This window comes from Streptomyces sp. WM6378 (assembly GCF_001279695.1).
Taxonomy (GTDB): Bacteria; Actinomycetota; Actinomycetes; order Streptomycetales; family Streptomycetaceae; genus Streptomyces.
Window position 1 is genome coordinate 1 of sequence record NZ_LGDD01000022.1, and the last position, 18,324, is coordinate 18,324.

The window sequence follows — 18,324 nt, forward strand, 5'->3', positions numbered from 1 at the left end:
CCCGGGATCGGGGCGATCCGGGTGCGGGTGTGGGCGAGGCCGCCGCGGGGGTGTTGGTCCCCGGGGGGGGGCGGGTGGCCGGTGGGGCCGGGGGTGGGGGTGGCGGGTGGCGTGGACGGCTGACCCGTATGAGTCGGGGTCGGCGTGGGTGTCGGGGTCGGGTTCGTGCCGCCGCCCGTGCCGGTGTGGGCTGCGGTGTTGCCGCCGAGGGCGAGCAGTGCCCTGCTCTCGGCGTCGTCGGTCATCGCCTTGACGGAGATGTCGGTCGTACGGGGCAGGTTCTTGTGCTCGGCGGTGAACTTGGCCTGGGTGACGTTCTGCTTGGGCGACTTGGAGAAGTCGACGCCGCCCATGACGCAGGTGCCGGGCTGGCCGGCCCTCTCGCAGGGGTAGCTGTAGTCGCCCTGGGTGAAGGACTTCACGTAGTCCTTGTAGGTCTGCTCGGGCGTCCAGGAGGCGTTCTTGCCGCGCAGTGGCCAGTCGGTGACCTTGTTGCTGTTGATGATCGCGTGGTAGTCGGTCGGCGACTTGGCGTCCTGCTGGCGGATCCACTCGGCCGCGACGCGCGCGTTGTAGACGGCGCGCAGGTCGGCGTACCGGGCGTCGGTGTTCACCTTCTTCTCGATGTCCGGCACGATCATCGTGTCCATGAGCTCGGTGACGCGCTTGTGCTGGGCGTCGGTGAGGTTGCACGGGCCGTTCGGGCTCGGGGTCTTGACCTCCTGCGGGACCGAGTTGACCTTGAGCGGGGCGTCGAGGATGTACAGGCCGCCGTTCTGCTCGCGGACCTCGGCGGGCTTGGGGACGATCCAGTTCCGTACGCCGTGGGTGCAGGGGATGTTCTCGGCCTTGAGCTTGTCGAAGAGCTGCTTGCCGATGCCCGTGCGCGGGTCCATGTCCTTGGCGTAGTCGTGCTTCATCTCCAGGTCGGCCTGGAGCAGGACGCGTCCGGCGTCGGTCTTGCCGAACGTCTTGTCCATGATCTTGTCGGGCTGGTCCGGGTTGAGGTTGACCCAGAACTTCTCGGGCGTCAGGGCGAGCCAGGTGAAGAAGGAGTCCGAGATGAGCTCGGCCTTCTGCTGGCCGCCGTAGCCGAGGCCGGAGGACTCGTCGACCTTGTTCGCGGAGAACGAGTAGTTGAGGCCCTGGCCCTTGACGGGCTTGCCGACGTAGCGGAGTTCGAGCGTGGAGAAGTCGACGCCGCCGGGGCCGCGCACGCGCATGCCCTCGGGGTCGGCGGCCCGGATGCGGTCCAGCTGCCGCTTCATGTCGGCCGGGGTCGGCGGCGACTGCCGGATGACGTCGGCGCCGCGCCCGATGCTCTTGGCGGTGTCCTGGGCGGTGTACTTGCCGGGCTGGAACTCGGGCTCCGGCGTGGAGACGTGCTCGTACGTCGTGACCCGGCCCTGCCCGCCGAGCTTCTTGAGCCCGTCCGTGTACTTGACGGTGTCCTCGGACTGCGGCTGCCCGAAGGCGTACCGCAGCTTGTAGTCCTTGAACTTCGGGTCCTTCAGGAAGGCCCGGTCCTTGGGCGCCTGCGAGGTGTCGTGGTTGCCACCGGACTTGATCTCGACGGCTTCCTTCGTGACCTTGTTGAACGCGTCGTAGCGCCGCTGGTAGGTCTCGCCGGTCTCCGGGTCGGTGACCGTGACGGTCTCCTCGCAGATCCAGTCCGGACCGGTCAGCCCGAGGTCCTTGACGACCTTGCCGTGGAAGGCTTCGCCGCGCGGCTGGCGCCCGTACACCTCGATGTAGGCCTCGGTCAGCCAGTTGCCGAAGCCGCCGTACTTGGTGTCGGTGTTGCCGTTGCGCTTCAGGTAGTCCTTGTACGTCGCGTAGACCCGGTCGGGGGTGCCCTCCGGGTAGCTCTTGTACGGCTTGTCGAGCTTGGCGAGGATCTTGTCGCGTGCGGCAGGGTCGTCGGGCAGGGAGAGGCCGTCCATGGCCTGGCGCTGGTTGGGGAAGCCGTAGGAGTCCCAATCGGTCTCGGGCCGGACCGCGTCGCCCTTGGCCCAGGGCAGTTTGCTCGGGTCCGTCGGGTTGCTGGGCAGCTTGAACATTTCGTCGCAGCGCTGCGCCTTGACCGCCGCGGCGGCGGTGCCCTGGAGCTGCGGCAGGCCGCTGACGGAGAGGATGCCGACGGTGGTGAGCGCGACCGCGGCGCGCGCCCAGAGGTGGTGCCGGCGCGTGGATGTCGAAGGCGTGGATATCGAGCGCGTGGATATCGAAGACGTGGATCTCGAAGACATCGGCTGGTTCACGCGAGCGTGTCTTTCCCCGGGAGCCCGAAGAGGTGGGCGTGGAGCGTGCCGCGACACCAGGGGCCCCCGTGCTCAATGGTGCCGCGCAGCCCACACGCTAGCCCTGCCGCGCCACAGCAGCCCCACAGTTTTCCAGCCCGCCAAACTCCCAACTCCCCATCTCCACAAGCCCCTTACACCACTCCCGTACCCTCGTCGGTCATGAACGAGCAGCAGTGGACGGACCATCCCCGGCTCAGGACGTGGCTGGCGGAACAGGAGGCGGCGTTCGCGGAGTGGGCCGCGTCGCACCCGGGCGCCTGGGACTTCTCCCCGTCTTCGGTCGACGACCTGGAGCGTGCGGTGCGGGCGGACTTCGCCTCGTCCGAGTGGGAGGACGTACGGGCCGCGCAGCACACCCCGAGGGTGACCGCGCCCGCGTGGTACCTGGGCGAGGTGTGCGTGCGGGCGGGCGCGGTGTGGAAGGTGAACCCGGCGGCGCCGATCGACCCGGACACCTGGGAGGGCCCGTTCGTGGGCGTGCCGGGCGACCCGATGGAGGACCCGGACCACGAGGACCTGTACGAGGACGAGGACTACTGCCCGGCTGCGGTGCCGGTCACCGAACTGCGCGGCATGTTCCTGAAGTCCGCGCCGTGGCGGCTGCGGAACGTGGTGGAGGAGTTCGAGGAGTGGGGGCGGGGAAGGGCCTGACGGCGGGGCGTTCACTCGATGCGGGGCGGGGTCATTTCCATGGGGGTGAGTTGTTCGATGTCGTAGCGGAGGCGCAGTTCGGCGATGGCTTCCTGGTCCACCTGCGGGCCGGAGTCGAGGATGCCGAAGAGTTCCTCGAAGTAGCGCTCGTGGTCGGGCGGGGGCGATGCCTGGAAGAACATCCGGGCCGGTTCGCCCGAGGTGTTGGCGAACGCGTGCGGGCAGCCCGCCGGGACGACGATCACGGTTCCGGCGGCCGCCCGGACGCACCGCTTTCCCGACGGGGATTCCCATGCGCGCCAGTTGTCGCGGGTGCGGATGCTCGGTTCGAAGGCGAGGACGTCGAGCTCGCCTTCGAGGACGTAGAAGAGCTCTTCGCTGCGGGTGTGCACGTGGGCGCCGACGTCGAATCCCGGGGGGACGACGACCTCGAAGCTGGAGGCGACCCGTGAGTGTTCACCGGTCGCCTTGAAGGTCACGTGCTGTGCCGCGGTGACCAGGGTGCGGCCCTCTCCCGGTGGCACCACCAGGCCGTCGGGGACGTAGGGCAGCGTCATCGTGCGGATCCTTTCGGGCGGGGGCACGGCAGCGGGACAGGCCGGCAGGCAGGGCGGTGGGTGGGGTCAGGTGGGTGAGGTCACCACGCCACCGGCAGGTCGATCGGGCCGCGGATCAGCACCCCGGTCGGCCAGCGCACCTGCTCGGCCGGGACCGCAAGGCGCAGGTCCGGCAGCCGGTTGAGCAGGGTGGACAGGAGAACCTCCGCCTCCATGCGGGCGAGGAGCGGACCCACGCAGTAGTGCGGACCGTGCCCGAAGGCCAGGTGCGGCGGCCCCTGGCGCTCGATGTCGATCCGGTCCGGGTCGGGATAGACCTGCTCGTCCCAGTTGCCGGCGACGTAGGAGACGTAGACCAACTCGCCGTCACGGATCAGCACACCGCCCACCTCGACGTCCTGGGTGGCGATGCGCGGCTGCCCGACGCCGTGCTTGTGGGGGATCCAGCGCAGCAGTTCGTCCACGGCCCGTGGCACCAGCGCGGGCTCGGACCGCAGCCGGTCCATCAGGCCGTCCCGGGTGAGCAGGGCGTACACCATGTTCGTGGTGTTGTTGCAGACGGCGTGCCAGCCGTTGAGCTCCATGAGTGTCGTGAGGGCGAGGAGCTCCTCCTCGTCGATGCGGCCGTCGTCGACGGCGGCGACCATCGTGCTCATCAGGTCGTCCCGAGGTTCGGCACGGCGTTGTGCGGCCAGGTCGCGGAAGTAGGCGCAGGCGGCTTCCCGCCCCTGCCGGGCCCGGTCGGCGGCCGCCTCGTCGGACGTCCTGTTCAGGAGGGTCCCTGCCCAGGCACGGATCTGCGGCCGGTCGGCGGGCGGCACCCCGATCAACTCGCTGACCACGTCCAAGGGGAACGGCGAGGTGACGTGTTCCACGAGGTCGGCGGTCGGCCCGGCCGCCATCATCCGGTCCACGCGCAGGTCCAGGAGCTCCTGGACCCGTGGCCGCAGCCGGTCCATGGCGCGCTGTGTGAACGCCGGGGCGACCACCGCGCGTACCCGGGCGTGGCCGGGCGGGTCCACGAAGCTGAGCGCCCGGTCCATCGGGATGAAGTGCTTGGTCATCTTCGGGATGGGGCGGCCGATGATGTCCCGGCTGAAGCGGGGGTCCGAGGTGACGAACCGGACGTCGTCGTACCGGGTCACCAGCCAGCATTCGCCTTCCCCGTGCGGCAGCCTGATGCGTGAGACCGGCCGCTCTCTCAGCGACTCGCGGAGGAACGGGTCGAAGTCCAACTCCGGCAGGTCTTCCACGGCCCACAGACGTGCCGGACACCGGCCTGATACAGGTTCAGCTGACTTCATCGGCCACCACCCCGCTGGGAAACAGTCCTCTTACTCGGACAGCTCCCCGTACAGGCGCCTTCGCAGCCGGGCACACCGGGAAAGTCACCCTTCCGGGCGGTGTCCGGGACGTCAGGCGGCCGGGTGGGCGGTGAAGGTGATCTGTTCCCGGTCCGCGTCCATCGCGATGTTCAGCGACGCGTTCAGGCCCACCGCCAGGCGGCGCAGCAGCGGGAGGGTCGGGAAGGAGGCCGCGCTCTCGATGCGGGCGATCTTGGCCTGGGAGAGTCCGGAGCGCTCGGCGACCTCGGCCTGGGACAGTCCGAGCTCTCTGCGGCGGTCGAGGACGGCCTTCGCGAACGACACGGCCAGGCGGAACCGGGCCACCTTGGCCGCGCCCTTGGAGGCCGCGGCGTACCCCTTGGTGAGTGTCTTCTCGCGGGCCGGGTTTCCTCGGGCGTGGTCCATGACGCGTCCCCCTCTTCGCCTTGGCTGTACGGCAGTTGGGCCGGGCGGTGCCGACCCTCGCCCACCTTACGAGTGGGCGGGCTCCATCGCCTTGGGGGTGGCGGGCTCCGCCGGGGCAGGCGTCGCGTTCAGGTCCGTCAAGGACTGGCGGGTGAAGCCGAAGTAGTACGTGGCCAGGAAGCCCACCACGTAGCCCGTCAGCAGGCCGCCCGCGTAGATCGCGATCGTCGTGCCCAGGCCGTGGTTGCCCTGGAGCAGGGGGAACAGGGCCCAGCCCGACGGGCCGATCGCCGTCGAGCCCACCTTGTCGCCCAGCATCGAGAACAGGCCCACGAACGCGCCGCCCGCTGCCCCGCCCGCGCAGGCCGTGATGAACGGGCGGCCGAGGGGGAGCGAGACTCCGTAGATCAGCGGTTCGCCCACGCCCAGGAATCCGGCGGGGAGCGCCGACTTGATGGTGCTGCGCAGCGATTCGTTGCGCTTGGCGCGCAGGTACACGGCCACCGCGCAGCCGACCTGGCCCGCGCCCGCCATCGCCAGGATCGGGAGCAGCACCGTGTAGCCCTGCTGCTCGATGAGGGTCGTGTGGATCGGGATCAGGGCCTGGTGCAGGCCCAGCATCACCAGCGGCAGGAACAGGCCGCCCAGGACCAGGCCCGCGAACGCGCCCGTGTTGTCCAGGAGCCAGTTCGCGCCGTGGCCGATGCCCGTCGAGACCTCCCCCGCCAGGAACATCAGGCCGTAGAGGGTCACCAGGCCCGAGATCAGCACCGTCAGGGTGGGGGTGACCAGGACGTCCAGGGCCTCGGGGACCCAGCGCCTGCACCACCTCTCCACATATACGGCGAGGAGCGCCGCGCCCAGGGCGCCGAGGACGCCGCCCTGGCCGGGCGCGAGCGTCTGGCCGAAGACGGTGATCTTCGCGACCCCCGCGAACACGATGATCGACGCCACGGCCCCGCCCAGGATCGGCGTACCCCCGAACTCCTTCGCCGTGTTGAAGCCCACGAACACCGCGATCAGCGCCATGAAGCCCGACGCGATGGCGGCGAGCGCGGGGGTCACGCCCGTCAGCCAGCCCAGGTTCACCAGCAGGCCGTTCAGGCCCGCGATGATGCCGCAGCCGATCAGCGCCGGGATCAGCGGCACGAAGATGTTCGCGATCCGGCGGAGGAAGAGCTTGAACGGGGTCGCGTTCCGCTCCTTGCGGGCCGCCTTCAGCTCGGCCCCGCGATCCGCCAACTCATCGGCTGTGATGGGTAGTTGAGGGGAATCCTCCGCCACCAGCGTCTCGAACTCCGGGGCCACCCTCGCCACCGTTCCCGGGCCGAGCACGATCTGGTACGTGTCGTCCTCGACCACGCCAAGGACCGCGGGCAGCGCCTTCAACGCCTCGTCCTGGACCAGGGCGCGGTCCTTGAGGCCGAGCCTGAGGCGGGTCATGCAGTGGGCGATCGAGCCGATGTTCCGCGCACCGCCCACGAGCGGGAGGATCGCGGCGGCCGTGGCGCGGTTCTTGTTCTCTGGTGCCATGGTGCGGGTGCCTTGCTGTGCGGTGTCGAGGGGGCCGAGCGGGGGGTCAGGGGGCTGCGTGCAGGGCCGTGCGCAGGTGGCCTCGGCTCTCGGTCAGGAGGCGGGCCGCCGCGGGGCCCTCCACGCCGCCGAGGATGACCAGGATCGCGTTCTTCACCTCGCCGTCCGTCGCGGCGAGCGCGGCTTCGATCTCGGCGTCGTCCGCGCCGGTCGCAAGCGCCACGATGCGGCGCGAGCGGGCGCGCAGCTTCTCGTTGGAGGCCCGTACGTCGACCATCAGGTTCCCGTAGGTCTTGCCGAGCCGGATCATGGTGATCGTCGAGATCATGTTGAGGACCAGCTTCTGGGCCGTGCCCGACTTCAACCTCGTTGATCCGGTGAGGAGTTCGGGGCCGACCACGACCTCGATGCCGTGCTCGGCGGCCGCCGCGAGCGCGCTGCCCGCGTTGCAGGACAGGCCGATCGTGAGGGCGCCCGTGCGGCGCGCGTGCTCGACCGCGCCGATCGCGTACGGGGTGCGGCCCGAGGCCGAGATGCCGACGACGGTGTCGAGGTGGGTCAGGTGCAGGGCGTCGAGGTCCTCCGCCGCCAGCTGCTTGGAGTCCTCGGCGCCTTCGACCGCCTTGACCATCGCGGACGGGCCGCCCGCGATGAGCCCGACGACCTCGCAGGGGTCGGTGTTGAACGTCGGCGGGCACTCGCTCGCGTCGAGGACGCCGAGCCGCCCGGCCGTGCCGGCGCCCGCGTAGATCAGCCGGCCGCCCTGCGACATCCGCGCGGCCGTGGCGTCGATCGCCGCCGCGATGTCGGGCAGTTGCTCGGCCACGGCCGCGGGGACCGTGGCGTCCTCGCTGTTCATGATCCGGGCGATCTCGGCGGTCGGCAGCCGGTCGATCTCCGCGAGGTCGGGCCGGAACGCCTCGGTGGTGAGGGTGGCGAGCTCGGCGCGGAGTTCGGCGTAGTCCTGGGTGGTCATGGCGTGGGCGGCTCTTTCTCTGCGTACGGCGCTAGCGGGTGCGGGGGTTGTGGCGGTGGGCGAGTGCCTCGTACGAGGCGGACAGGGCCGGGGCCGCCGTCTCGTACGTGCGCTGGGCGATGCCGATGAACAGGCAGTCCACGACGAGGAGTTGACTCGTGCGGGACGACATGGCGGCCGGGCGCAGTTCGCTCTCGCGGGCTGTCGAGGTGGTCAGGACGTGGTCGGCGTACTGCGAGATCGGGCCGTCCGGGCGGCCGGTGATCGCGATCGTGGTGGCGCCGTGATCGAAGGCGACCCGCAGCGGTTCGATGACGTCGCCGGTCGAGCCGGAGTGGGTGATCGCGACCGCGGCGTCGCCGGAGCGCAGCTGCACCGCGTTGGTGACGGCGAGGTGCGGGTCGGTGTGGGCGTGCGCGATGAGCCCGATGCGCAGGAGCTTCTGCGCGAGGTCCTGGCCGACCAGCGAAGAGGCGCCGACGCCGTAGATGTCGATGCGCCGGGCGCCCGCCAACGCGCCCACCGCGGCCCCGAGTTGGACGGTGTCGAGGGCGGCCGCGGTGTCGGCGAGGGTCTGCTGCTCGTCGTAGGCGAGCTTCGCGACGACGTCCGCGATCGGGTCGTCGACGGCTATGTCCGCGGTGACGGCCGGGGCTCGGCCCGACTGCTGCTGGGCGGCGAGCCCGGCGAGCGCGAGGCGCAGGTCGCGGTAGCCGGGGTAGCCGAGGAGGCGGGCGGTGCGCACCACGGTGGCCTCGCTGGTGCCGGTGAGCTCGGCGAGGCCGGTGACCGTGAGGGCCGCGCAGCCGGCCGGGTCGCCGGCGACGGCTTCGGCGACCCGCTGCATGGAGCGGGTCATGGACGGCGCGAGCGTGCGCACCTTGGCCGCGAGGGCCGCCGGTGCGGGCGGGGCGCCGCAGCTGAAACTTTCCTTCACGTCATTGGTCACTCTTGAAAGATATTTTCGGCCGCTTCTCCGGTCAACCCCCTTTGGTCCCGTCACCGCGCGGCCCTTGGTCCCTCCGCTCGGGCTCCGGGTGTGGCCGGGGTGACAATGGGGGGCATGGACGACGTACAACCTCTGGAGCAAGCCCTGCACGCCGCCCGCGCCCTGGTGCTGGCGGATCTGGCGGCGCGCGACGTGGCGCACGCGGACGTCGTCTCGCTGGTCGAGGACGCGGTCACCCACCGGCGCTGGTGGGTCGAGCAGTGGCCCGAGGGCACGGAGTACGTCGCGGGGCTCGTCGCCCAGGACGTTCAGGACGCGCTCCTGGAGCGGTACGGGCGCTGGCCGCTGTGCCCGGTGTGCGACGCGGGCGATCCGCACGCCCTGGACGTGGAGCCGGAGCTCGGGCCCGACCCGCACTGGGTGTGCGGCAAGGCGGGCGTCGTGGTGGCCCCGGTCGGCGGCCTCGGCGGATGACCCTGTACATCGACCCGCCGACCTGGCCGGGCCACGGCCGCATGTGGTCGCACCTGGTCAGCGACGTCTCGTACGAGGAGCTGCACGCGTTCGCGGCGTCCATCGGCTGCCCGCCGCGAGCCTTCGAACGTGATCACTACGACGTGCCCGCGCACCGGTACGACGACGCGGTGCGGGCCGGCGCGCTGGAGATCGGCTCGAAGGAGCTCGTGCGCCGTCTCACGGAGGCGGGGCTGCGGCGGCCGAAGGGGCGGCCGGCCTGAGGAAAGCTCCGGCGAGGGGGTGCGCGGAACGGCCTCCCGGCGCCGGTCGGGGGACCCCGCTGGCGGGATCTTGTCGCCGGTTCGGCTGCGGCCCGTAGCCAGACGACTGCGGATCGGCTAACTTCCTTGCCAGTAGTCGTGGTTCCGAAGTCTCAGCGCCCGCGGTTTACGCCGTGGGCGTTTGCTGTGCAGCAATGTCCGAGGACCAGGGCGATCACCTCACCCAGGGGTACTGACAAGCCAGTGCCCCGCGATCCTCGACAGGGGAAACACATGGCAACCGGCACCGTGAAGTGGTTCAACGCGGAAAAGGGCTTCGGCTTCATCGCGCAGGACGGCGGCGGCCCGGACGTTTTCGTCCACTACTCCGCGATCAACTCCACCGGCTTCCGTGAGCTGCAGGAGAACCAGCAGGTCAACTTCGACGTCACCCAGGGCCCGAAGGGCCCGCAGGCGGAGAACGTCACCCCCGCCTAAGCAGTGACCCCGTGACCCCGGTTCCGGCCGGGGGGACACCGAAGCGCCCCGCACCCGAGGAATCGGGTGCGGGGCGCTTCGCGCGTACGGGTTCGGACGGGTCAGACCTCCACGCGGGCTGCCGCGAGGGTGTGGTCCGTCGAGCGGGCCACCACGCGGGACCGGGACTTGTGCAGGCGCAGGGAGGCGGTGACCAGGACGAGGGCGAGGACCGTCATCGCGGCGCCCGCCCAGGCGGTGGCGGCGAAGCCCAGGTTCGCGCTGATCACGATGCCGCCGAGCCAGGGGCCCGCGGTGTTGCCCAGGTTGAACGAGGACGTCGTGGTCGCGCCTGCCAGCGTCGGGGCGGCTCCGCCCACGTTGAACATGCGGGCGTTGAGCGCGGGGGCCGTGTAGAACGCCGAGAGGCCGATCAGGAACGACAGGGTGATCGCGACGGCGGGCGTCGACGCGAACAGCGCGAGCGCGACCAGGAACGCCGTCGAGGCGGTGATGCCGCTGAGCAGCACGCCGAAGAGGTGCGCGTCGGCGACCCGGCCGCCGATCGTCGTCCCGATCAGCGCGCCGACGCCGAACAGGCCGAGCACGGCCGGAACCCAGCCCGCGTCCACGTGCGCGACGTCCGTGAGGAGCGGCTTGAGGTAGCTGAACGCACAGAACACGCCACCCGCGGCGAGTGCGGTGATCGCGACGGAGAGCAGCACCTGCGGGTCGCGGTAGATCCGCAGCTCCCGGCTGAGCCGGGGCTTCTCGGCGGGCAGCGGGATGCGCGGGATGCGGGTCATGATGCCGACCAGCGCGATCGCTGAGGCGGCGCCGACCGCCCAGAACGCCGCCCGCCAGCCCAGGCCGTCACCGAGCAGCGCGCCCAGCGGCACACCCAGTACGTTCGCGATCGACAGGCCGCCGATCATGACGGCCATCGCGCGGGCCCGCGCGTTCACCGGGACCATCGCGATGGCGACCGCCGCGCCGACCGCCCAGAATCCGGCGCAGGCCAGCGCGGACACGACGCGCGAGACGAAGAGCAGCGCGTAGTTCGGGGCCAGCGCGCCCGCGACCTGGCCCAGGCCGAAGACGGTGATCAGCGCGATCAGGGTGGTGCGGCGCGGAAGCCGCAGCGTGGCCACCGCGAGCAGCGGGGCACCCACCACCATGCCGATCGCGAAGGCCGAGATCAGCAGGCCCGCCTGCGGAATCGACACGCTCATGTCGTCCGCGATGGCCGGAAGCAGCCCCGTGAGCATGAACTCGCTCGTCCCGAGCGCGAAGACGGACAGGCCCAGGATGTAGACGGCGAGCGGCATGCGTTTCGCCGCGGGGGCGGAGCCGGAGGAGTTCGCCGAAGCGGAGCCGGAGAGGCTTTCTGCGGGGGGAGTGGGGGCGGGCGCGGGCGTGGGTATGGGCTCGGCGGGCATATCGGGTGCCAACGCGAGTGGCTGGTTCCGTATTCCTCGGGGTGTTCCCGGGCTATTCAGCGATTGTGGAATTCCCCGCCGATCCCGGTTCCGGTCAGTCCCGATTCTGGTCGAGGAAGTGCAGTTCGAAGAGGTGCTGGGCCTCCCGGCCGCCTATCGGGCGCGGGGTGTCGCCGATGCGGCGGAAACCAGCCCGTTCCAGGACGCGCTGCGAGGCGGTGTTGTCCTCGTCGGTCGTGGCGTACACCGCCTCGACGTCGGGCTGCGCCAGCGCCCAGGCGGTCAGCGCCCTGACGGACTCGGTCGCGTACCCCCGGCCCCGTACGGACTCCGCCAGGTCGTAGCCGATCTCGACGCGGCCGTCCTCCGGCGGGCCGTGGAAGCCGATGCCGCCGATGGCCCGGGCGTCCTCGGTGCGGACGATGACGTACGCGCCCCAGCCCGTGCGGTGCCGACCGGTCTCCAGGCCCGCCAGCATCTTTCCGGCGGCGAAGCGGCTTCCCTCGTGCGGGCCGCCGGGCGCCCACTCCCAGCCGCCGTCGCCGCCGTCCTGAAGCTCCGCGGCCGACGCCCGGGTCAGCTCGTGAAGGGCGATGCGGTCGGCCTGGACTGTCACGGGGAGCACGCGGGTTACCTGCTTTCCGGCGGGAGTTGTGCGGCGGGCGGTGGGCTCGGAGCCGTTGGGCCCGTGGTGATTATGCGGCCGATCAGACGGTGAGCAGAGTCAGTTCCGCCTCAAGGTTCTCCCGGGCCGGGGTCTCCCACTCGCGTTCTCCATGCGGGGTGCGGAACAGCCTTGGCAGGGCGAGGAGTTGGGTCAGCACGTCGGCGCGGCCGGCCCGGAAGGCCTCGTCCGGCACGAAGGCGTACTCCTCGCGTACGGCGGCGGCGTACGCGGCGTATGCCTCCGGGGCGGCGGCGAGGATCGCGAGGTCGGCGTCGCACAGGACCGCGCCGTTGGCGTCGCCGTCCTCGGGGGCGTGGGTGACGGTCAGGCGCACCAGGCGCGCCACCTCCACGGTGTCCTGCTGGCTCAACCCGGCCTCGGGAAGGGCGCGTTCGGCCAGGCGGGCGGAGCGTTCCTCGTTCTCGGAGCGGTCCGGAAAGTAGACGGCGTCGTGGAACCAGGCCGCCAGCCGCACCAGATGGGGGTCGGCCGCGTACTGCTCCAGTACGTCGATGTGGTCCAGGACCGCTTGGAGGTGGGCGGTGTTGTGGTAGCGGCGGTGGGGTTCGGCCCAACGGGCCAGCAGGGCGTCGGCGTACGGCCCGGGCCGCGCGGCGGGGGAGGCGGTGAGCAGGGCGGTGTGCCAGCGGGCGCGGAGGGCGTCGGTTTCGGGCATGCGGCCGAGGGTATCGGGGGCCGGTTCTCCCACCCTCCTGCTCACCGTGTGCGCCGATCGGCTGAGGGGTGCTCACACAGATGCCGCATCCAAGTGGCGCGAAGGGGTCCACCACCAGGTAATGGCAACAACTGGTAACTCAGTGCACAGATGGGCCAAACGCAAACGCACCCGTCCCCATGGAGCCGAGTATGACGACACCTTCTTCGTCACCCCTACCCGCCCCGCCGGGCATACCTCCTCTCCCCTCGGCCGACCCGTCCCCGCCGGTCGGATACGCGGAACGTGTCGCGGAAGCGCCCCCGCCCCCGCCCCCGCCTCCGCCTCCGCCGACCGAGGAAGCACGCCCGGCCCGGCCGGTCGAGGAAGCGCCCCCGGCCCGGCCGGTCGAGGACGCGGCCCCGACTCAGCCGGCCGAGGACGCGGGACCCGTCGTCGGCAAGCCCGGGTCCCCGTACTCCAGCCCGGTCGACAGCCTGGTGCACGCCGCCGTCGCCGACCGGCCGTTGGAGGAGGTCGTACAACTCATCACGCTCCTGGAGCAGTCGCCGGAGTACGCGCGCGCCACGGTCGACGCGCTCCACGCGGTCGGCATGGACCGCTCGGTGGAGGACATCTCCCGGCTGGTAGCGCTGCTGACGCGGCCGCCGCGCAGCCCTGACAGTGCTGACGAGGCGATCCGCGCGGCGGCCGAATGCCGGCCCGTGGAGGAAGTCTCCCGGCTGATGGCGCTGCTGCACCGGTCTCCGCTGGAGCGGCACTGCGGAGAGGAGGCGATCAGGGCGGCCGCGACCAACAGGCCCGTCGAGGACCTCGTGCAGCTGATCGGCCGCTTGGCCGAGGAGAAGCACATGGACGCGCCGCAGCCCGGCGCGAGGGCGTCGGCCTTGGCGTCGGCGTCGGACGGCCCGGACTCCGCCCTGTTGTACGTGGATCCCCCGGCGGACCTCCCCATGGTCCCCCGGGGCGCACCCGCCGACGTCTTCGTCCCGGCCGCCGCACGGCGCGGCCGTGCGCAGACGCAGGGCAGCGGCACTCCCCGCGCGTGGCCGAGGTGGCTGACGTCTCTGGCGCTCGTGGTGTGCAGCCTGGCCTACCTCCCGCTGCACCGGGGCGGCGCGTCGCTCGGCTCCGCCGGCATAGACCTCGGCGTGTCGGGTCTGTGCTTCCTGCTGGCGGTGGCGCTGGCCTTCAGCGGTTCGCCGGTGGTTCTCGCCCTCGGCGTGCTGGTGCCCGCGGCGCTGGCCTCCGTACAGCTCCTTGAGGGCCAGCTCCATTCGCGGGCCCTCTCCAGCGCCCTGGCGATCACCGCCGCGCCGTCCTGGGTCGCCGGTCTCGCGGCCGTGATCGCGGTGCTGCCGGCTCTGATGGCCGTGCTCGCCTACATCGCGGCCGTGCAGCCGGAACGGCATCCCCGGACCGAGCCCCGTCCCGTGGCGGAGGCGGAACAGACGGTCGGATGATGGCACCCCGCCGTACAAACGACTCGGGCGGCCGGCCTCGGTGAGGCGGCCGCCGGCGTCGTACCCCGGCGGCCCCGTGTCACATCCGCCGGCGCCGGCGCGTCAGCGGTGTGACGGATCGGGTTGCGGCGAGGGGATGCGGGCCATGAACGGGCAGGAATATCTGGCGGAGCGGTTCGAGTCGCAGCGGGGGCAATTGCGTTCCGTGGCCCATCGGATGCTCGGGTCGCTCCACGAGGCCGATGACGCCGTGCAGGAGGCCTGGTCGCGGCTCGGCCGGTCCGACACCGTCGCGGTGGCGAACCTCGGGCGCTGGCTCACCATCGTCGTCGGGCGGGTCTGTCTCGACCTGCTGCGCGGCCGGGCCTGCCGCCGCGAGGCGCCGCTCGGGCCGCGCGTGCACGACCCGAGGGCCGGTGGCGCGGATGCCTCCGGCCCCGAAAGCGACGTACTGCTCGCCGATTCGGTGGGTCTGGCCCTGCTCGTCGTCCTTGAGACGCTGGACCCGGCCGAGCGGCTCGCCTTCGTCCTGCACGACCTCTTCGCCGTGCCCTTCGACGAGATCGCTCCCGTCATCGGGCGTACTCCGGCCGCCGCCCGCCGGCTCGCGGCCCGTGCCCGGCGCCGGGTAAGGGGCGGCGCCCCCGACACCGGCCTCGCGGGCCGTCGCGAGGTGGTCGAGGGGCCGAGCCCGGATTGAGCCGACTGTTCTGATGGTGCTGACCGTGCTGACGGCCTGAGCACCGGTGCTCAGCGGTCCGCTGATCAGTGGTCTGCCGCCTTGAAGCTCCTCAGGCGCAACGAGTTGCCGACCACGAACACCGACGAGAACGCCATCGCCGCGCCCGCGATCATCGGGTTCAACAGGCCCGCCGCCGCCAGGGGCAGAGCGGCCACGTTGTAGGCGAAGGCCCAGAACAGGTTCGACTTGATCGTGCCGAGCGTCCTGCGGGAGAGCCGGATCGCGTCCGCCGCCGCCCGCAGGTCACCGCGTACGAGGGTGAGGTCGCCGGCCTCGATGGCGGCGTCGGTGCCGGTGCCCATGGCGAGGCCGAGGTCGGCCTGGGCGAGGGCTGCCGCGTCGTTGACGCCGTCACCGACCATGGCGACCGAACGGCCTTCCGCCTGAAGGGACTTGACGACGTCGACCTTGTCCTGGGGCATGACCTCCGCGTACACGGTCTCGATGCCGACCTCCGCCGCGACCGCCTCGGCGACCGCCCGGTTGTCGCCGGTCAGCAGGATCGGGGTCAGGCCGAGGGCGCGCAGGCGGCGGACCGCCTCGGGGCTGGTCTCCTTGACCGCGTCGGCGACTTCGAGGACCGCGCGGGCCTCGCCGTCCCAGGCGACCGCGATGGCGGTACGCCCCGCCGCCTCGGCCCCTTCCTTCGCCCGCTTCAGGGCCGGGGTCAGCTCCATCGCCGACTCGCTCAGGAGCCTCTCGCGGCCGACCAGGACCGCGCGGCCGTCGACGATGCCCTGGACGCCGAGGCCCGCGATGTTGGCGAAGTCCTCGGGGGTCGGCAGCGGACCGGCCTCGGAGGCGGCCGCGTCGGCCACCGCGCGGGCGACGGGATGCTCGGAGGAGTGCTCCAACGCACCTGCAAGGCGCAGGACTTCGGCCTTGTCGGTGCCGTCGGCGGTGTGGATGGCGAGGACGGTCATGCGGCCCGTGGTCACCGTGCCGGTCTTGTCCAGGACGATCGTGTCGACCTTGCGTGTGGTCTCCAGGACCTCCGGGCCCTTGATCAGGATGCCGAGCTGGGCGCCCCGGCCGGTGCCGACCATGAGGGCGGTCGGGGTGGCGAGGCCGAGGGCGCACGGGCAGGCGATGATCAGTACAGCCACGGCGGCGGTGAACGCGGCGGTGAGGCCCGAGCCGTTGCCGAGCCAGAAGGCGAGGGTGGCGAGCGCGAGGCCGATGACGACAGGGACGAAGACGGCCGAGATCCGGTCGGCGAGGCGCTGGGCGGCGGCCTTGCCGTTCTGGGCGTCCTCGACGAGCCTGGCCATGCGGGCGAGTTGGGTGTCGGCGCCGACCCGGGAGGCCTCGACGACGAGGCGGCCGCCCGCGTTGAGGGTGGCACCGGTGACGGCGTCGCCGGGAGCGACCTCGACCGGGACGGACTCGCCGGTGAGCATGGAGGCGTCGACCGCGGACGTCCCCTCGACCACGACACCATCGGTGGCGATCTTCTCGCCGGGCCGGACCAGGAAGCGGTCGCCGACCTTCAACTCACCGGTGGGGATGGTCAGTTCACTGCCATCGCCGTGGAGAACGGTCACGTCCTTGGCGCCCAGTTCGAGGAGCGCCTTCAGGGCCGCGCCAGCCTTGCGCTTGGAGCGGGCCTCGAAGTAGCGCCCGGCGAGGATGAAGGCGGTGACCCCGGCGGCGGCCTCCAGGTAGATGTTGCCCGCGCCGTCCGAGCGGCCGACGGTCAGCTCGAAGGGGTGGGTCATGCCCGGCATTCCGGCCGTGCCGAAGAACAGTGCCCACAGCGACCAGAGGAACGCGGCCGAGGTGCCGACCGAGATCAGCGTGTCCATGGTCGCCGCGCCGTGCCTGGCGTTGGTCCAGGCGGCCCGGTGGAAGGGCCAGGCGGCGTATGTCACGACCGGCACGGTCAGGGCGAGGGACAGCCACTGCCAGTACGTGAACTGGAGGGCCGGAACCATCGACATCGCGATCACCGGCACGGCGAGGACGACCGCGGTGAGCAACCGCTGCCGCAGCGGCCGCAGCTCGCCGTCCGGGTCGGTGCCGCCCTCGGCCTCGGCCTCGGTCCGTATGGGCGTGGGCTCCTGGGCGGTGTAGCCGGTGGCCTCGACGGTGGCGATGAGGTCGTCGACGGACACGTCCTCGCGGAAGGTGACCTTCGCCTTCTCGGTGGCGTAGTTGACGGTGGCCTCGACCCCGTCCATGCGGTTGAGCTTCTTCTCGATCCGGGCCGCGCACGAGGCGCAGGTCATGCCGCCGATGGCGAGCTCGACATCGGCGGCGCCGGATGTGGTGGTGGTCACGGCTGCGGCTCCTCGGGTCAGGGGTGGTCGGATCTGTGGGTGATAGTGGCGCCCTCAATACCCCCTGGGGGTATCTTGATAAGCCCATGTATACCCCCAGGGCGTATGGGATGCAAGAGGTTGCGGGGGGCGGCCGCCCGTCGCGCCCCGTCGCCGAGGGTGGGTATGAGGTGGGCCTCGCGGGGTTGCCGGTGGCGGGGCGGGCTTGCGGTCCTGGACTTCCGGTGCGGCGGAAAGGCCCGTACGGCCGCGTTTACCGGCCACGTGGGCGGGCATTTCGCGGCGTAGGCTAGTCAATGGACTAGACCTATTTGGGCCGAGCCGGGCCCGGGTTACGGAGGAATGGGGTCAGATGAGCAACCGTGCACTGCTTGAGGTGATCGCGCTCGACGCGGAAGACGCCGTCGCGGCCCAGGCCGGCGGGGCGGACCGCCTGGAGCTGGTCACCGACATGGCGGCCGACGGGCTGACCCCGCCCCTGGAGACCTTCGCGGCGATCCGCGCGGCCGTCGACATCCCGCTGCGCGTGATGCTGCGGGCGGCGGACGGGTTCGCGGCGGGGGACGTCTCCGCGCTCGTACGTTCCGCGGAGGCGCTGCGGGCGGAGGGGGCGGAGGAATTCGTGCTCGGGTTCCTCGACGAGACCGGGGGGCCGGACATGGTGGCCGTACGGGCGCTGGCCTCCGCGCTCTCCGGGTGCCGCTGGACCTTCCACCGGGCCATCGACCGGGCGGCCTCCCGGGACGCCCTCCGCAAGGAGCTCTCGGGAATGCCGGGCCTTGATACGTACCTGACCGCGGGATCCGGGCTGGGGGTCGACGACGGGCTGCCCGTTCTCCTGGCGGAGGCGGCGCGGCGGGGGGATCCGGGGTACGAACCCCGGATCCTCGTGGGGGGCGGGCTGCGGCTGTCCCACCTGCCGGTGCTGCGCGCCGCGGGTATTGACGCGGTGCACATCGGCGGGGCGTCCCGTCCTGGCGGGTGGGCCGCCCCGGTGTCTTCGGCGGCGGTCGCGGAGTGGCGGGCGGCGCTCGACGCGTAGGGGGGTGCGGGGCGGCCTTCCGGCCCGGGGTCGGGCGGCCCCGGGGGCGTGGGGCTGAGCCCCGGCCCGCTTTCCCACCCGCCCGCCCGTGACGGGGGTGGGA

General features: G+C 71.8%; 17 protein-coding genes and 1 pseudogene. 7 read left to right on the forward strand and 11 right to left on the reverse strand.

What is annotated here, in order from left to right; all coding sequences use genetic code 11:
* On the reverse strand, positions 1 to 2,249 hold a 2,249-nt coding region (locus ADK54_RS04250; RefSeq protein WP_159047622.1), incomplete at its 3' end, for a hypothetical protein.
* 213 nt (positions 2,250 to 2,462) lie between these two features.
* Between ADK54_RS04250 and ADK54_RS04255 the strand changes: the two genes are divergently transcribed.
* Positions 2,463 to 2,954: a hypothetical protein gene (locus ADK54_RS04255; protein ID WP_053724145.1), complete on the forward strand. Its 492-nt coding sequence runs from the start codon at positions 2,463 to 2,465 to the stop codon at positions 2,952 to 2,954.
* 11 nt (positions 2,955 to 2,965) lie between these two features.
* Here the strand turns inward: ADK54_RS04255 and ADK54_RS04260 are convergent, their stop codons facing one another.
* The 6 genes from ADK54_RS04260 to ADK54_RS04285 form a co-directional block, all read right to left on the reverse strand.
* The gene (locus tag ADK54_RS04260) at positions 2,966 to 3,511 is read right to left on the reverse strand and encodes a cupin domain-containing protein (RefSeq protein ID WP_053724146.1); all 546 of its coding nucleotides are present in this window, start codon (positions 3,509 to 3,511) and stop codon (positions 2,966 to 2,968) included.
* 80 nt (positions 3,512 to 3,591) lie between these two features.
* Positions 3,592 to 4,764: a cytochrome P450 gene (locus tag ADK54_RS04265; protein ID WP_234391920.1), complete on the reverse strand. Its 1,173-nt coding sequence runs from the start codon at positions 4,762 to 4,764 to the stop codon at positions 3,592 to 3,594.
* Positions 4,765 to 4,926: 162 nt separating this feature from the next.
* Complete coding sequence (locus tag ADK54_RS04270; protein ID WP_053724148.1) at positions 4,927 to 5,262, reverse strand: helix-turn-helix domain-containing protein; 336 nt, start codon at positions 5,260 to 5,262, stop codon at positions 4,927 to 4,929.
* A gap of 66 nt (positions 5,263 to 5,328) precedes the next feature.
* Positions 5,329 to 6,795: a PTS transporter subunit EIIC gene (locus ADK54_RS04275; RefSeq protein ID WP_053724149.1), complete on the reverse strand. Its 1,467-nt coding sequence runs from the start codon at positions 6,793 to 6,795 to the stop codon at positions 5,329 to 5,331.
* 46 nt (positions 6,796 to 6,841) lie between these two features.
* Positions 6,842 to 7,771 carry an N-acetylmuramic acid 6-phosphate etherase gene (gene murQ, locus ADK54_RS04280; RefSeq protein ID WP_053724150.1) on the reverse strand — a complete coding sequence of 310 codons (930 nt, stop codon included), beginning with the start codon at positions 7,769 to 7,771 and terminating at the stop codon, positions 6,842 to 6,844.
* 31 nt (positions 7,772 to 7,802) lie between these two features.
* The gene (locus ADK54_RS04285; RefSeq protein ID WP_053724151.1) at positions 7,803 to 8,720 is read right to left on the reverse strand and encodes a MurR/RpiR family transcriptional regulator; all 918 of its coding nucleotides are present in this window, start codon (positions 8,718 to 8,720) and stop codon (positions 7,803 to 7,805) included.
* Positions 8,721 to 8,834: 114 nt separating this feature from the next.
* Here ADK54_RS04285 and ADK54_RS04290 point away from each other — a divergent pair, with 114 nt between their 5' ends.
* The 3 genes from ADK54_RS04290 to ADK54_RS04300 all read left to right on the forward strand — a co-directional run bounded on the left by ADK54_RS04290 (position 8,835) and on the right by ADK54_RS04300 (position 9,934).
* A complete protein-coding gene (locus ADK54_RS04290) occupies positions 8,835 to 9,194 on the forward strand; it encodes a hypothetical protein (RefSeq protein WP_053724152.1) in 360 nt (119 codons plus the stop codon).
* Entirely contained in the window at positions 9,191 to 9,457 is a 267-nt protein-coding gene (locus tag ADK54_RS04295; RefSeq protein ID WP_053724153.1) for a DUF4031 domain-containing protein, read from the forward strand. The genes ADK54_RS04290 and ADK54_RS04295 overlap by 4 nt, the downstream gene beginning before the upstream one ends.
* Positions 9,458 to 9,730: 273 nt before the next feature.
* Complete coding sequence (locus ADK54_RS04300; RefSeq protein WP_053724154.1) at positions 9,731 to 9,934, forward strand: cold-shock protein; 204 nt, start codon at positions 9,731 to 9,733, stop codon at positions 9,932 to 9,934.
* A 101-nt stretch (positions 9,935 to 10,035) separates the two neighbouring features.
* Here the strand turns inward: ADK54_RS04300 and ADK54_RS04305 are convergent, their stop codons facing one another.
* The 3 genes from ADK54_RS04305 to ADK54_RS04315 form a co-directional block, all read right to left on the reverse strand.
* Positions 10,036 to 11,241 (reverse strand): Cmx/CmrA family chloramphenicol efflux MFS transporter, encoded by a 1,206-nt coding sequence (locus tag ADK54_RS04305; protein WP_053724160.1) that lies wholly within the window; start codon positions 11,239 to 11,241, stop codon positions 10,036 to 10,038.
* Positions 11,242 to 11,446: 205 nt separating this feature from the next.
* Positions 11,447 to 11,977: a GNAT family N-acetyltransferase gene (locus ADK54_RS04310; protein ID WP_053724155.1), complete on the reverse strand. Its 531-nt coding sequence runs from the start codon at positions 11,975 to 11,977 to the stop codon at positions 11,447 to 11,449.
* An 82-nt stretch (positions 11,978 to 12,059) separates the two neighbouring features.
* Positions 12,060 to 12,695 (reverse strand): hypothetical protein, encoded by a 636-nt coding sequence (locus ADK54_RS04315; protein ID WP_053724156.1) that lies wholly within the window; start codon positions 12,693 to 12,695, stop codon positions 12,060 to 12,062.
* Positions 12,696 to 12,886: 191 nt separating this feature from the next.
* On the opposite strand from ADK54_RS04315, the gene ADK54_RS04320 reads away from it, so the two are divergent.
* Together ADK54_RS04320 and ADK54_RS04325 are read left to right on the forward strand one after the other, a co-directional pair.
* On the forward strand, positions 12,887 to 14,158 hold the full coding sequence (locus ADK54_RS04320) for a hypothetical protein (RefSeq protein ID WP_159047623.1): 1,272 nt from the start codon (positions 12,887 to 12,889) through the stop codon (positions 14,156 to 14,158).
* Between the two features lie 145 nt (positions 14,159 to 14,303).
* Positions 14,304 to 14,840, forward strand: a pseudogene (locus ADK54_RS04325) (sigma-70 family RNA polymerase sigma factor); the annotation flags it as partial.
* An 83-nt stretch (positions 14,841 to 14,923) separates the two neighbouring features.
* Here the strand turns inward: ADK54_RS04325 and ADK54_RS04330 are convergent.
* Positions 14,924 to 17,179 (reverse strand): heavy metal translocating P-type ATPase, encoded by a 2,256-nt coding sequence (locus ADK54_RS04330; RefSeq protein WP_053724158.1) that lies wholly within the window; start codon positions 17,177 to 17,179, stop codon positions 14,924 to 14,926.
* A 352-nt stretch (positions 17,180 to 17,531) separates the two neighbouring features.
* Here ADK54_RS04330 and ADK54_RS04335 point away from each other — a divergent pair, with 352 nt between their 5' ends.
* On the forward strand, positions 17,532 to 18,221 hold the full coding sequence (locus ADK54_RS04335) for a copper homeostasis protein CutC (RefSeq protein WP_053724159.1): 690 nt from the start codon (positions 17,532 to 17,534) through the stop codon (positions 18,219 to 18,221).
* Positions 18,222 to 18,324: the final 103 nt, after the last annotated feature.